This is a genomic window from Arthrobacter agilis (genome assembly GCF_006494655.1).
Taxonomy (GTDB): Bacteria; Actinomycetota; Actinomycetes; order Actinomycetales; family Micrococcaceae; genus Arthrobacter_D; species Arthrobacter_D agilis.
On record NZ_VHIM01000004.1, the window covers coordinates 345,939 to 359,118 of the forward strand.

13 protein-coding genes are annotated in these 13,180 nt (G+C 69.0%); 7 read left to right on the forward strand and 6 right to left on the reverse strand.

Going from position 1 to position 13,180, the window contains the following annotated elements; all coding sequences use genetic code 11:
• Positions 1-41: 41 nt before the first annotated feature.
• Positions 42-1,109 (reverse strand): spore photoproduct lyase family protein, encoded by a 1,068-nt coding sequence (locus tag FJV46_RS08555; RefSeq protein WP_087028581.1) that lies wholly within the window; start codon positions 1,107-1,109, stop codon positions 42-44.
• A gap of 153 nt (positions 1,110-1,262) precedes the next feature.
• Here FJV46_RS08555 and FJV46_RS08560 point away from each other — a divergent pair, with 153 nt between their 5' ends.
• Together FJV46_RS08560 and FJV46_RS08565 are read left to right on the forward strand one after the other, a co-directional pair.
• Positions 1,263-1,475: a hypothetical protein gene (locus tag FJV46_RS08560; protein WP_087028583.1), complete on the forward strand. Its 213-nt coding sequence runs from the start codon at positions 1,263-1,265 to the stop codon at positions 1,473-1,475.
• Between the two features lie 177 nt (positions 1,476-1,652).
• Entirely contained in the window at positions 1,653-2,015 is a 363-nt protein-coding gene (locus tag FJV46_RS08565; RefSeq protein ID WP_126130647.1) for a hypothetical protein, read from the forward strand.
• Between the two features lie 50 nt (positions 2,016-2,065).
• On the opposite strand, the gene FJV46_RS08570 is transcribed toward FJV46_RS08565, so the two are convergent.
• From FJV46_RS08570 to FJV46_RS08585, 4 genes are all read right to left on the reverse strand, one after another.
• On the reverse strand, positions 2,066-2,698 hold the full coding sequence (locus FJV46_RS08570) for a uracil-DNA glycosylase family protein (protein ID WP_087028587.1): 633 nt from the start codon (positions 2,696-2,698) through the stop codon (positions 2,066-2,068).
• A gap of 128 nt (positions 2,699-2,826) precedes the next feature.
• Entirely contained in the window at positions 2,827-3,873 is a 1,047-nt protein-coding gene (mgrA, locus tag FJV46_RS08575; protein ID WP_087028589.1) for an L-glyceraldehyde 3-phosphate reductase, read from the reverse strand.
• Positions 3,874-3,938: 65 nt separating this feature from the next.
• Complete coding sequence (locus FJV46_RS08580) at positions 3,939-5,078, reverse strand: Gfo/Idh/MocA family protein (RefSeq protein WP_087028591.1); 1,140 nt, start codon at positions 5,076-5,078, stop codon at positions 3,939-3,941.
• Positions 5,075-5,809: a sugar phosphate isomerase/epimerase family protein gene (locus tag FJV46_RS08585; protein ID WP_087028592.1), complete on the reverse strand. Its 735-nt coding sequence runs from the start codon at positions 5,807-5,809 to the stop codon at positions 5,075-5,077. Before FJV46_RS08585 ends, FJV46_RS08580 begins: the two co-directional genes overlap by 4 nt.
• 113 nt (positions 5,810-5,922) lie before the next feature.
• Here FJV46_RS08585 and FJV46_RS08590 point away from each other — a divergent pair, with 113 nt between their 5' ends.
• Both FJV46_RS08590 and FJV46_RS08595 read left to right on the forward strand, forming a co-directional pair.
• Positions 5,923-6,942, forward strand: a complete 1,020-nt coding sequence (locus FJV46_RS08590; protein WP_087028594.1) for a LacI family DNA-binding transcriptional regulator — start codon at positions 5,923-5,925, stop codon at positions 6,940-6,942.
• Positions 6,943-7,182: 240 nt separating this feature from the next.
• Positions 7,183-8,373, forward strand: coding sequence for an ATP-grasp domain-containing protein (locus tag FJV46_RS08595; RefSeq protein ID WP_087028596.1), 1,191 nt, complete (start codon positions 7,183-7,185; stop codon positions 8,371-8,373).
• Positions 8,374-8,433: 60 nt separating this feature from the next.
• Here the strand turns inward: FJV46_RS08595 and murJ are convergent, their stop codons facing one another.
• Positions 8,434-9,963, reverse strand: coding sequence for a murein biosynthesis integral membrane protein MurJ (gene murJ, locus FJV46_RS08600; RefSeq protein WP_232008509.1), 1,530 nt, complete (start codon positions 9,961-9,963; stop codon positions 8,434-8,436).
• 199 nt (positions 9,964-10,162) lie between these two features.
• Between murJ and FJV46_RS08605 the strand changes: the two genes are divergently transcribed.
• The 3 genes from FJV46_RS08605 (at position 10,163) to FJV46_RS08615 (ending at position 13,174) form a co-directional block, all read left to right on the forward strand.
• Positions 10,163-10,636 carry an aminoacyl-tRNA deacylase gene (locus FJV46_RS08605; RefSeq protein WP_232008510.1) on the forward strand — a complete coding sequence of 158 codons (474 nt, stop codon included), beginning with the start codon at positions 10,163-10,165 and terminating at the stop codon, positions 10,634-10,636.
• Between the two features lie 116 nt (positions 10,637-10,752).
• Positions 10,753-12,255, forward strand: coding sequence for a four-carbon acid sugar kinase family protein (locus FJV46_RS08610; RefSeq protein WP_087028600.1), 1,503 nt, complete (start codon positions 10,753-10,755; stop codon positions 12,253-12,255).
• Positions 12,256-12,268: 13 nt separating this feature from the next.
• The gene (locus tag FJV46_RS08615) at positions 12,269-13,174 is read left to right on the forward strand and encodes an NAD(P)-dependent oxidoreductase (RefSeq protein ID WP_087028602.1); all 906 of its coding nucleotides are present in this window, start codon (positions 12,269-12,271) and stop codon (positions 13,172-13,174) included.
• The last annotated feature ends 6 nt before the right edge of the window (positions 13,175-13,180 follow it).

Here is a 13,180-nt window from a genome sequence, read left to right on the forward strand (position 1 = left end):
CTACAACCGCAGCGCATCCCCTCCGTCCACCGGCCCGGGCGTCAGAAGGCATAGCGGATCCGGCAGTACGGGAGACCCGCAGCCGCGAGGCGGAGGAACTCGTCGAGGTATCCCCGTTTCTCGTAGGCGATGTACCGCACGTTGGCGAACCCGTTCTGGGAGCGCTTAATCTCCTGCAGGTCGGGACGCCACAGGATCTCCTCGGCCAGGGGGTGCCAGCCCAGGTTCACCTCGTGCAGTTGCTGGTTGTGCGTGAGGAAGATGACCTCGGCCGCGAGTTGCCGCTTGGCCGCGGTCGAGAGCGCGGCATCCAGCTGGGCGAAGAGTTCCTGCCACTCCTCCTGCCAGTGCGGCGTGATGATGACCGGCGAGAAGTTCACGTGGACCTCGTACCCTGCCTCCACGAAGTCGTTGATGGCTGCGATCCGCTCGGCGACGGGCGTGGTGCGAACATCGAGCATCCGCGCGAGCTTCTCCGGCATCAGGGAGAACCGGACGCGGGTCTGTCCCCGCGGGTCCCAGGAGAGGAGGTCCCGGTTCACGTACTTCGTGGCGAAGGAGAGCTTGGCCGTGGGCAGGTCGCGGTAGAGCGAGACGAGATCCTGCACGTTGTCACTGACGAGAGCGTCCACGGAGCAGTCACTGTTCTCCCCGATGTCGTAGACCCACGCGGTGTCATCGCACTGATTCGGTTCGAGCTTGATCCCCTGGCGCGCCACATGCCGCTCCAGGTAACCGCTGATCTCCTCGATATTGGCGAACACCGTGATGGGGTTGCTGTAGCCCTTGTGCCGGGGCACGTAGCAGTAGGCGCACGCCATGGCACAACCATTGGCCGTGGACGGCGCGATGAAGTCCGCGGACCGGCCGTTCGGTTTCGCCGTGAGGGATTTCTTGACGCCGACCACGAGGGCCTCCGTCTTGATGCGCACCCATCGGTTCACGTTCGCCTCGTCCCCGCTCAACTCGGGGATGCGCCAATGGCTCGCCACCTCGACGACGTCCGCCTGCGGCCAGCGGGCCAGGATCTCCTGGCCTCTGGGAAGTGCTGCTGCTGCCGGCTCCACATAGATGCGACTGATCTGGAGCAGCTTGTCGGCCTGAAGCATGGGACCTCTCATCGCGGGGCGAAGACTTCACGGTACCGAGCACCACCGACACTTCCCGACGGCGGTGAGGCCCGCGGGGAGTGCTTCCCTCTCCAGCGAGCGCGCGAACTGTTGGTACCCTGAGAGCCGGAAGATCGGGAGGAGGACGCGACGATGACCGGCAAGGAACCGTTCTCCGCCCGCTTCATGAAGGCCACCGGCAAGCTGCGCATGTTCTTCGGGCCTGCGCAGGGCGGCTCGACCGAGGGCCCTGTGGTCTATGTCGATGACGAGGCGCACCGGCGGCGCCAGGCCGAACTCCAGCAGTGGACCGTCGTGCGGAATGCGGACGGCTCCACCTATCTGAAGCCCCGGAAAGAGCCGTAGGGCCGGGCGAACAGCACCCTCTGCACAGAACCGGTGAAAATACCGGGGAATTTGCGTATATCCTGCGTCGATCGCATGGGGTATGGCCTATTTCGAGTGGCAGACTGATCCTGTCAATGCTTGATCGCCCGCGGGGACGCATGGGCGCCATTGCACTCCAGGAAAAGGTCTCACATCATGACTGCACAACGCCCTCCTGCTATGGTCCGCACGGACGACGCAGGTCTGCCGCGCACCACGCTCCTCGTGATGCCCGGTGGACAGAATGCCCGTGGGATGGGCGCCCTGGCCGAATCCCTCGCACACGAGACCGACGGCCTGCTCGAGACCCTCGAGGTCACGATCGCCCGCCTCGCCCTCGCGCACCGCTCCTGCGTCCTGGATCCCGAGGGTCAGACCATGGACGACGACGCCTTCGCGTGGGTTCAGCAGTGCCTCGAGGACATCTCCGCGACATTGCGGGGGCTCTCGCTCGGCCGCGCGGACCTGACAGCGTTCGAGGCCGATGTGCCCGTCCGGGCCCTCACCGGGCTGGCCTGACCGCCCGGCTTTTCCATGGCTGCCCGGCCCCGAGGGGCCGGGCAGACCAGCTAGATGGACTGGCGGGCGCGGATCCCCGCGCGTCCCATCGCATCGGTGTAGGCGGACTGGATGTCCTTCAACCAGAGTTCCTGGTTCGCGGGAGTTCCCTTGAACGCGCGTTCCCCCGGGGACCGGACCTCGTAGATCTTGAAACCGCGCTTGACGATCGCCCGGTTCTCCAGCTTCATCAGCCTGCGGGCGGCCTTGTGCGCGTCGGCACCGTGCGCCACCAGCGCGGAGGCGCGCGGAACCTGCTGCAGGAACGTGAGCAGGGGCTTCACGCCGTCGGAGATCTGGTCCATCGTCAGTGCTCGCTCCTTGCCTTCCGGCAGGTACCACGGGTGCGCGTTCCACGGCATGACCGCGTCGGGGCGCAGGCCCACGGCCTCGTAGATGCCAGCCATCCGCACCGAGCTGGGGTCGTCGTTCTCGAACGAGACGAAGCCCGAGGGCAATGATGCTCCCGGGCTGGAGAAGAGACTGACGATCTTGCAACCGTCGACATCGTGGATGGGGTCGATGTACGGCACCGCTGATCCCGGCTTGGACTCGGCCAGGGTGTCACAGAGCCGGTTCACGTCCTCGATCTGTGGATCGTAGCGTTGTTCCCATTGCTGGGCCCGATACGTGGGGTCTGCCATGCGCTGTACCAATATTTCGCCTCCTCGCGAACTGCGCCAGAGGTGGCGCGAACGTGTTCGCTGCCTTCCAGCCTACGCCAGTCCGCCGCGGGGCTCCCCGAGGCCGGGCGCAGCCCATCGCCGGCGCGCTACGCCTCGAGCGCGCCGGCCCAGAGGTTGATGTCGGACTCGACGGCGAATTCGTCGATCGCGTGCAGCTCCTCGGCCGTGAAGGCGAGGTTCTGCACGGCCGCGAGGCTGTCCTCGAGCTGCCGGACACTCGAGGCGCCGATGAGCGCCGAGGTGACCGGCGTCCCCCTGGTCCGGGGACGGAGCACCCAGGCGATCGCCATCTGCGCGAGGCTCTGCCCGCGACCCTCGGCGATACCGTTGAGGCCCCTGATGCGGCGCAGGTTCTCCTCACTGAGCTGCCCGGCGTCGAGTGACGAGTCAGCCGCAGCGCGCGAATCGTCGGGGATGCCGTCGAGGTACTTGCTGGTGAGCAGGCCCTGGGCGAGGGGGGAGAACGCGATGGAACCCGCGCCGGTCTGCTCGAGCGCCTCGTACAGATTCGGCTCACCCTCCTCCGTCCAGCGGTTGAGCATCGAGTAGGAGGGCTGATGGATGAGCAGCGGCGTGCCGAGATCCGCCAGGATCGCCGCAGCTTCCACCGTGCGCTGCGGCGAGTACGAGCTGATTCCCGCATACAGGGCCCGCCCGGAACGGACCGCGGTATCGAGCGCACCCATCGTCTCCTCCAGCGGCGTCCCAGGATCCGGCCGGTGGCTGTAGAAGATGTCCACATAATCCAGGCCCATCCGCTCCAGCGACTGATCAAGACTCGCCAGCAGATACTTGCGGGACCCGAAATTCCCGTACGGACCCGGCCACATGTCGTACCCGGCCTTGCTGGAAATCACGAGCTCGTCACGGAACGGCCGGAAATCATCCCGCAGATGCCGACCGAAATTCGTCTCCGCACTCCCGTACGGCGGACCGTAATTATTCGCCAGATCAAAGTGCGTGACACCGAGATCAAACGCACGACGCAGGATCTCCCGCTGCACACCGAAGGACCTGTCATCCCCGAAGTTGTGCCACAGACCCAACGACACAGCAGGCAACAGCAAACCACTCCTGCCCACCCGGCGATAAGGCATCGAGTCATAACGGTCTTCTGCAGGGTGGAAGGTCATGGTGTCATCCGTTCGGTCGGCGGTCTGGCAAGGAGACACCGCGGCAGGCCGCGGCGCCTCGGGGATCAGGAAAGGGTGGAGACGTGCGGGTCCCAGTCCTCCGGCAGCGGCTCGGCGGCCGTAGCCGTACTCGACAGCGTGACGAACTCCCCCGTGGCGATGCTCTCGGAGATCGATACCATCGCGTCGAGCACGTGATACGCCGTCTCGCCCTGCGCACGATGCGGGCGCCCCGCACGCAGTGCCCGCGCCATCTCGAGGACGCCGCTGCCGCGCGTCGACGTCGCGCCGATGGCGGGGATCACCTCGGCGTCGTCCGAACCGCGGCGGGTCAGGGTGAGGTGGCCCGTGAACTCGTTCGGATCGGGGAAGGCGAGTGTGCCCTCGGTCCCGGTGACCTCCACGAAGCCTGCGCGCTTCACCGGCGAGTCGAAACTGAAGATGCTCTGCGAAGACTCGCCGTTGGCGAACTGCGCGATCGCACTGACGTGCGACGGCACGGTGACGTCGAAGACCTCGCCGGCCCTGGGGCCTGAGCCGATGGTGCGCGTCGCCCTGGACGTGGAGCCGAGGCCCGCGACCTTGGTGATGGCGCCGAACGTCTGTACCAGGGTAGTCAGGTAGTAGGGGCCGATGTCGAAAAGCGGGCCGGCGCCCTCCTGGAAGAGGAAGGCGGGGTTCGGATGCCAGGATTCGGGGCCGGGCGACTGCATCAGGGTGAGCGCCGTCAGGGGTACCCCGATGTCGCCGCGTGCCACGAGCCGCAACGCGGTCTGGAGGCCCGTTCCGAGGAAGGTGTCCGGTGCGCAGCCGAGGCGGACACCGGCGGCGTCGGCCGTCTTCAGGAGCCCGATGCCGCTCTCGCGGTCGAGGGAGAAGGGTTTCTCGCTCCAGACGTGCTTGCCAGCGGCGACCGCGGCGGTGGCCACCTCGACGTGCGCCGCGGGAATCGTCAGATTGACCACGATCTCCACGTCGGGGTGGTTCAGGGCATCCTGCACGCCTCCGGAGGCGGCCACGCCGAACTCCGCTGCGCGTGCCGCAGCGACCTCCTCGAACATGTCGGCGACGATGTGCACCGTCAGGTCGGGGAAGCTCGTGAGGTTGGTGAGGTATTCCTTGCTGATGACGCCGGCGCCGATGACCGCGACGCCGACGGGTCCACTACGGCGCTCCGCCGCGGGCCCGGTGGTATCCGCGCTCATTTCTTCCCCTCCTTCAGGTAGGCCAGGCTGTCGGCGACCGCAGTGAAGACATCGCCGTCGAAATCATCGAGCTCCACGACGGCGGCCTCGAGCCCGGGAGCGGCACCGAGAACGTCCCAGACACGCATGGCGCCCCGTCCTACCGCCACCTGTTCCTTGTCGTTCCTGGTGAGCGGGCCGTCCTTGATATGGACGAAGCGCACGCGGTCGCCGAGGCGGCCCAGGAGTTCCACGGGGTCCTCGCCTCCGACAGCGGCCCAGTAGGTGTCCACCTCGAGGACGACCTCCGGATCCAGATGGCGTGCGAGGACCTCGAGGGCGGACGAGCCGTCGATACGCTCCTCGAGCTCGAATTCGTGGTTGTGGTAGCCGACCGTGATGCCGTATCCGGCGCCCTTCGTCGCCGCCGCGTTGAGCGCTTCGGCCGTCGCTCTGATGTCGGCCTCGGACGTCCAGTGCCGGCGCTCCACGTGGGGGTCGATCACGGTGCCGATCCCGAGGGTTCGGGCGGCTTCGAAGATCTCGTCCTGGTCGTCGCGGAGCAGGGGCGCATGACCGGACGGTGCGCTGAGGCCGTTGGCCGCGAGTGCTTCGGCGAGCTCCTGTGCGGTCGCCACGAAGTTGTAGGGCTCCACGGCCGTGTAGCCGAGTTCCGCGACTCTCCGGATGGTGCGGGGCAGATCCTCCGCCATCGCTGTCCGCAGTGTGTAGAGCTGGAGTGAATAGGTCACGGGGGTTCTCCTCGCTGAGAAAAGGCGGCGTACTGAACCGGTTCAGATACTAGGAAGAACCTAGGGGATAGCGAGGGGCCGGTCAAGGAAAACCTGAGGCTATTGTGTTAGCCATGGCCAAGGAAACCATCGCCGGTCTGGCGAAGAGGCTGGGCATTTCGAAGGCATCCGTCTCCTATGCCCTGAACGGTCAGCCGGGTGTCAGCGAGGTGACACGGCGCCGTGTCCTCGACCTGGCCGAGGAACTGGACTGGTATCCCAGCTCCTCGGCGCGTGCTCTCTCCCGCTCCCGCGCGGGGGCGGTCGGCATGGTGCTGTCCGCCGATCCGCTGCTCATCGGCACCGAGCCCTACTACATGGGACTCCTGGCCGGGATCGAGTCCGCCCTCGCGGAGGGAGACATGGCCCTGATGCTGCGCATGGTGGGCAAGGACCCGCTCCAGGAACACGCCATCTACGAGCGCTGGTCCGGTGAGCGCAAGGTCGACGGCGTGCTCCTGTTCGACCACCTGCACGACGATCCGAGGCCCGCCCTCCTCGAACGGCTGGGGCTCCCGTTCGTCCTGCACAGCGCGCCCGAATCCGCCCGCCCCACATCTTTCTCCGGAACCACGACGGACCATGATTCCGATTCCGCGAGGATCGTCGACCACCTGCACGCGACGGGGCACCGGTCCATCGCGCACGTCTCCGGCCCCCACTCGTTCGTGCACGAGGAAGAGCGCATCCGCGGCGTCCGCGAGCGGGCCGACGGGTACGGCATGACGGTGGTGCAGTACGAGGGGAGCTACGCGCTCGAGGCAGGACACGACGCCATCGCCCTGCTCCTACGGGCTGCTTCCGCACCGCCCATCAGCGCCGTGGTGCTCGGTAACGACCTCATGTCGATGGGCGCCCTCCTCGCCCTGCGTGAGCTCGGGCTGCGGTGCCCGGAGGACGTCGCGATCGTGAGCTGGGACGACTCCCTCCATTGCCAGCTCGCCTCGCCGTCGGTCACTGCACTGTCCCGCAACACCGTCCTGCAGGGCAGGGTGGCAGCCGAACTCCTGCTCCTGCTCCTCGACTCGGGGACGCTGCAGACCCGGTCCATGCCGAGCAGCGAGCTGGTGGTGCGGGCGAGCACCGGGGGCTGACGCCGACCACCGCTACACCGCCCGCTCGTCGGCCTGGTCACCGGCCTCCTGTCCCTGCTACTGGGCCTGACCCTGCTCGCCGCACCCGTGCTCGGACATGCAGGTGGAGGAGAAACCGCGGCACGGAGCTGTGTCGCAATTTCTCCCCCGGCTCGCGCTCGCTAGTCTGGGGAAGGGCAGTTCTGCCCCGACGACCGTCGCGGTGATCGGGGAGCCGCGGGCCGATCTATCGAGGTACCCATGCATCGACCGCACCTGACCGTAGCCGAACAACCCTCCCCTCGAACCTCCCCCTCCGCTGTCCGGCCGCGGGTCCTGGTCGTCGCCACAGGTCGGGACCGCGGCGCACTGGCCGCCGTCCGCGCCTTCAGCGCAGCCGGCTGGTACGTGGGAGTGGGCACCCCGGAGGGCGGCGGGGTCCTCGGCTCCTCCCGCGCCTGCGATGTCACCTACCGCGTGCCCCGCCCCCGACACGACGGCACCGCGTTCGTCGACGGGGTTCGCAGGGCCGTGTCCGCAGGTGGCTTCGACGTCGTCTTCGGTGGCGGCGACGACTGGATGGCTGCCCTCTCCGCGTACCGTTCCCAGCTCCCCCTCCCGGTCGCGCATCCCGCCTTCGACGTCGTCGAGACCATCCTCGACAAGGTCCGGCTCGCCGAGTACGCGGAGAAGGCGGGCATCACCTCCCCGCACACCGAGCTGGCCTCCGACCAGGCGCTCGCGGACTGGCAGGGGCCCGTCGTCGTGAAGTGCAAGGAGCACTGGGCGCCGAACCAGACGCGCCCGCTGCGGATCGAGGCGAAGCTCTTCGCGACGGCGGCCGACGCCCGCCCGCAGGTGGAACGCATCCGGGCCGCGGGCGCACAGCCGATCCTCCAGGCGCCCGTGGACGGCTCGCTGGGCGCGCTCATCGGCGTCTTCCACGACGGGCGGCTGCACGGACGCACGCAGCAGGAGTCCACGCGGTTGTGGCCCACCCCGAACGGAGCGTCGGCTCGAGCGCGCACGGTCCCGGTGGACGAAGAGCTCGCGGCCAGGGTGGAGGCCATGCTCCTGGAACTCGGGTGGCACGGCCTCGTCGAACTGCAGTTCCTCACCGGTGACGACGGCGTCCCGTACCTGATCGACTTCAACGGCAGGTTCTACGGGTCGCTGGCACTGGCGGAATCCGCGGGGCACGGGCTTGTGCGCACGTGGGGAGAGCTGACGCTCGGCCTCGAGCCTCCTGCCCTCCCCGACGCGACGCCGGGCAAGCGCTACTCCTGGTTCGCCGGGGACCTGAGGCGTGCACGGCGCGAGCGGCGCGGCGGTCTCGTGCGCGATGTCGCCGAGACCCTGCGGTGGTCCCTCACAGCCCGGCACAGCACGTGGGACGTGACGGATCCCCGGCCGTCGGTGGCCCTGGCGCTCGGTCGGTTGCGCAGGCATTGACCGCGCGGCCCGCCGAAGCACAAGCGGCCCGACGACGCACACGCAGGCTGTCCCGGGTGCCTAGCGGCGCCGGACGGCCCGGAGCATCTCGAGGGGCACCAGGCGCTCCGGCGCGCGCAGCAGCATCAGTCCGAGCACGTAGGCGCCGAGCATCATGCTGCCGATCAGCGCGCCCTCGAGCAGCGGGCCCACCTCCGGGAGCATCGCCGCCAGGAAGCGCCCGGTCAGGTGTCCCACGGCCACCGTCGCGGCCCCGATCACGGTGGCCCGCACGAGGAGCTTCCGGGTAGCTGCGCCGTCGACCGCCCCGTGGCGGCGGGCCAGCAGCACCCCGTTGGCGATGGCCGCGAAGACGAGCGACATGCTCGTGGCGACGGCGATGCCTGCAACCCCCAGGACGGGTGCGAGGAGGATGTCTCCCACGACATTGATGACCATCGCCACCACGGAGACCAGCACGGGAGCCCTCGCATCGCCGAGCGCGTACGACGTGCTCACGAGCACCTGCCGCACCCCCATGGCAACGAGCGCGGGCGCGTACCAGAGCACGGCGACAGCTGTTGCGGCGGAGTCATCGGCCGTGAACTCGCCGCGCCCGTAGGCGACGCGCACGAGGGGCAGGGCAGCGACCATGAGCACGAGCGTGAGGGGCACGAGTACCGTCACCGTCACCGACAGTCCCCGGGAGACGAGGCGGCGCACCTCCGGGAGATTGCCCGCGGCAGCGCCGAGCGCCGGGTAGAGGGGTACCAGGAGGGATGCGATGAGCAGGGTCTCGGGCAGGTTGACGAGGCGCCACCCGTAGGAGAGCGCCGTGATGGCGCCGTCGCCGAGGGTGGAACCCACCGCGCGGTCCACGAGGGAATTGACGTTGCTGATCGCGCTCCCCACGAGCAGCGGGGGCATGAGCCGCGCGATCTCCCGGAAGCCCGGGTGGCGCAGACCGAGCCGTGGCCGCACCCTCAGCCCCAGCGCGGCGAGCGGCGGGAACTGCAGCACGAGCCGCGCGGCGGAGCCGATGACGAAGCCGATCGCCAGCGCCTGGATCCCGTAGCGCGGACCGAACAGGCCGGCGGCTCCGATCATGATGATGTTGAACGGCACGCCCTGGAGCGAGGACCACACCACCCTGCCGTGGGCCTGTGCCACGGCGGCGAGGAGGTCGGTCCCGGCGATGAGCACGGTGGCCAACAGCACGATCCGCGTGAGCATCACCGCGAGCTCCGCCTGCTCCCCTTCGAAACCGGGGGCTAGAAGGGCCGTCACGGGTGCCGCCAACAGACCGACGACGACGGCGCCCAGGCCGAGCACCACCATGGTGACGGTGATGGCCGTGTCGAAACTACGGTGGCTGCGGCACGCCGCGCCCTCGGCTTTCACCTCGCGGGCGATCACGGGGGTCACCGACCGGGCCATCGCGTACGCCACCAGGCCGAGCACCACGTTCATGAGGCCCTGAGCCACGAGATAGGCATCGAGGTCCGGGCCCGCACCGTACACCGCCGCGATGACGACATCCCGCAGGAAACCGAAGATGGTCGACACCGCGGTGAGCGCAGTGACCACGACGGCGGCACGCGAGACGCTCACTCGGCCGCCTCCTGATGTTCCGTGCCCGTTCCGAACCCCGCTCATCTAAGCATGGGAAGGCAGGACGGGTCATGTCGGGGGCGTGCCCGCCCCGCGCTCCTGCGCTCACCGGACGGTCCGACAGGTACCGGACCGGCATCGTCGCATCGTCGCTTCGTACAGCCATCTCCGTCAGCCACCGGCCTCTACGATGAGCATCATGGACAGCCCCGGACAACGCCCCCTCCCGTCGGAGCGCGACGCCGAGGAGCGGCAGCTCGCGATCACCCTGGTGCCACGGGATTCCGACGGCACCTTCGACGGCGCCGCAGCCGCTCTGGGCCTCACGGCGTCAGCCGGGGTGAAGACCCTGGTGGTCAAGGTGAGCGGAGGCGCCACCGTCTTCGTCCTGATCCCCGGGACACGCCGCCTCGACTGGACGAAGCTGAGGGCATTGCTGCAGGTGAACAAGGCGGCGCTGGTGACACCGGAGGCCGCGCTCGAGGTGACGGGCTACGAGCCCGGCACCATCACGCCCCTCGGCAGCCGGAGCATGCTCCCGGTCTATGCGGATGAGCGCATCGCCGGCGGGCGGATCGGCATGGGGTCCGGCTCGAGCGGGTTCCTCCTGTTCACCGACGCGGATCCCCTGCTGGCGTCCCTGGAGGCTGTGAGCGGGGACATCACGTCCTAGCAAGCACGGCGTGTGCGCGGTCCGCTGCTGCCCGCCGAACTCCAGTGCCCCTCTTGAGGATCGTGCGCAGGCTGCATACCGTGAGACATGGACGCCCGACGACGAAGGAGTTGCTGATGCTGCTTGCCGAGGCCCTCGAGGGGTTCCCCCCGCCGGTCGCCGTTCCGGCCTCCGACGTGGCCGGACGATCGGCAGGAGCAGTCTTCGTCGTCCTGGATGACGACCCCACGGGGACCCAGTCCGTCGCCGATCTGCCCGTCCTCACGTCCTGGGCGGTCGAGGACATCGCCTGGGCACTCGAGCAGGGACTTCCCGCGTTCTATGTCCTGACCAATACACGCAGCCTCTCGCCGTCGGACACTGCAGTGCGCAATCGCGAGATCGCCGCCAACGCCCTGCGGGCAGCACGCCCCTCCGGCACGCAGCTCCTCTTCGTCTCCCGCAGCGATTCCACGCTGCGCGGCCATTTCCCGCTCGAGACGGATACCCTCGCGTCCACCATCGCGGAGACGACCGGCGCCACCATCGACGCCGTGGTCCTGGTTCCGGCCTTCCCGGACGCAGGACGGGTGACGATCGGCTCGGAGCACTACATGCTCGCCGGCGAGGAGCTCACGCGGGTGTCGGACACCGAATTCGCCCGGGATGCGACCTTCGGCTTCCCCTCCTCGAACCTCCGCGCCTACGTCAGCGCCAAGACGGGCGGGCGTCTCGCCGCGGACGACGTCCTCTCCCTCACGCTGGACACCATCCGTGGCGGCCCCGAGCAGATCGCGGACCTGCTCGGGACGGCGACCGACGGACGAGCGGTGGTGGCCGACGCCGTGACGGAGGACGATCTCCGCCTGATCGCTCTGGGCTGCCACCTCGCCCGCACGCGGGGAAGCCGGATCCTCTTCCGCGTCGGCCCGCCCTTCGTCCGGGCGGCGATCGGACAGGAACCGCACCCACCCCTCACGGCGTCCGAGGTCTACGGGGACAACGCCCCCGGAAGCGGAGGGGGCCTGGTCGTCGTCGGCTCCCATGTCGGCGTGACCAGCCGGCAACTCCACCACCTGACACTGGCCCGCCCGCAGTGCTCCACCGTGGTGATCGAGGTGGAACAGGTCATCAGCGACACCTCCAGGCCGGCGCACCTGGACGACGTCGTCACCCGGGCGATCGACGGCCTCGCCACGGGAGACGTGATCGTCCACACCAGCAGGACACTCGTCACCGCATCCGACGGCGAGCAGAGCCTCGCGATCTCGCGCGCCGTCTCCGCCGCCGTCGTCGACGTGGTCCGCCGGATTCTCGAGTCCGCGCCACCCCGCTTCGTGATCGCCAAGGGCGGGATCACCTCCTCCGACGTCGCCGTCCACGGGTTGTCCATCCGCCGCGCCATGGTCCGGGGGCCCATGCTGCCCGGCATCGTGTCCCTCTGGGAACCCACGGACGGTCCGGCGCGCGGCATCCCGTACGTGGTGTTCGCAGGGAATGTCGGCTCCGATGCCTCGCTCACCGACGTCGTCCGCACACTCGCGGCGCACGCCGGTGACGGTGTCAGTGATGGTGCCGGTGATGGAGATCCACCTTCGCCTGCGAATTCGACGCACCCGCCTGCACCCTCCGACCCCTGAAGAAGGACACACCATGACCTCCCAGCACTACACGGCCGCCGTTCTCGGACTCGGTGCCATGGGGCTGCCCATGGCGCGGCGCCTGGCCTCGGGGCTCACGGTCCACGGCTTCGACATCTCCGCCGAGCGCGTCGACCTCGCCGAGCAGGCCGGCGTGCGCCCCTTCGGGACCGCGGCGTCAGCGGTGGACGGCGCCGACGCCGTCCTCCTGGCCGTGCGCAACGCCGAGCAGCTCGACACGGTGCTCTTCGGCACGGACGGCATCGCGTCGGCCCTGAAACCAGGAGCAGTGGTCATCATGACCAGCACGGTCGGCGTCGACGCCGTGGTGGATGTGGCCCGGCGTCTCGCGGACCTCGGCGTGGAGCTCGTCGATGCGCCACTCTCGGGAGGGCCGGTCCGTGCGGGCGAGGGCGATCTCCTGATCGTCGTTGGCGCCTCGGCGGCTGCTCGCGACACGGCCGCCCCGGTCCTGGACCTGCTGGCCTCCACGCTCACGGTCGTCGGCGACAGACCGGGTGACGGCCAGGCCCTGAAGACCGTCAACCAGCTTCTCTGCGGTATCCACATAGCTGCTGCCGCCGAGGCACTGGCTCTCGCCCACGCCCTGGGCCTCGATGGCGAGAAGACCCTTGAGGCGCTGCAGGCCGGTGCCGCGGCCTCCTTCATGCTGGGCAACCGCGGGCCGCGCATCCTCCAGGCCTGGGACGAGGACGGCGCGGAGGTGCTCAGCCGGCTGGACATCTTCGTGAAGGACCTCGGGATCGTGACGACCGCCGCCCGGGCGGCAGCGCTGCCGACCCCGCTCGCCGCGGCGGCGGAACAGGTGTTTCTGCAGGGCCAGGCGCAGGGCCGGGGTGCACTGGATGATTCCGCCGTCGTCACGGTGGTGGCACCGCGCAAGCCGTCGGGTTCCTAGGCGCTC

Bases quoted from the DNA above. Each gene is read 5' to 3' on its own strand.
- FJV46_RS08565 (WP_126130647.1), top strand. From the start codon at position 1,653: ATGACTGCACAACGCCCTCCTGCTATGGTCCGCACGGACGACGCAGGT.
- FJV46_RS08590 (WP_087028594.1), top strand. From the start codon at position 5,923: ATGGCCAAGGAAACCATCGCCGGTCTGGCGAAGAGGCTGGGCATTTCG.
- FJV46_RS08560 (WP_087028583.1), top strand. From the start codon at position 1,263: ATGACCGGCAAGGAACCGTTCTCCGCCCGCTTCATGAAGGCCACCGGC.
- FJV46_RS08595 (WP_087028596.1), top strand. From the start codon at position 7,183: ATGCATCGACCGCACCTGACCGTAGCCGAACAACCCTCCCCTCGAACC.
- FJV46_RS08615 (WP_087028602.1), top strand. From the start codon at position 12,269: ATGACCTCCCAGCACTACACGGCCGCCGTTCTCGGACTCGGTGCCATG.
- FJV46_RS08555 (WP_087028581.1), bottom strand. From the start codon at position 1,109: ATGCTTCAGGCCGACAAGCTGCTCCAGATCAGTCGCATCTATGTGGAG.
- FJV46_RS08570 (WP_087028587.1), bottom strand. From the start codon at position 2,698: ATGGCAGACCCCACGTATCGGGCCCAGCAATGGGAACAACGCTACGAT.
- mgrA (WP_087028589.1), bottom strand. From the start codon at position 3,873: ATGACCTTCCACCCTGCAGAAGACCGTTATGACTCGATGCCTTATCGC.
- FJV46_RS08580 (WP_087028591.1), bottom strand. From the start codon at position 5,078: ATGAGCGCGGATACCACCGGGCCCGCGGCGGAGCGCCGTAGTGGACCC.
- FJV46_RS08605 (WP_232008510.1), top strand. From the start codon at position 10,163: ATGGACAGCCCCGGACAACGCCCCCTCCCGTCGGAGCGCGACGCCGAG.
- FJV46_RS08610 (WP_087028600.1), top strand. From the start codon at position 10,753: ATGCTGCTTGCCGAGGCCCTCGAGGGGTTCCCCCCGCCGGTCGCCGTT.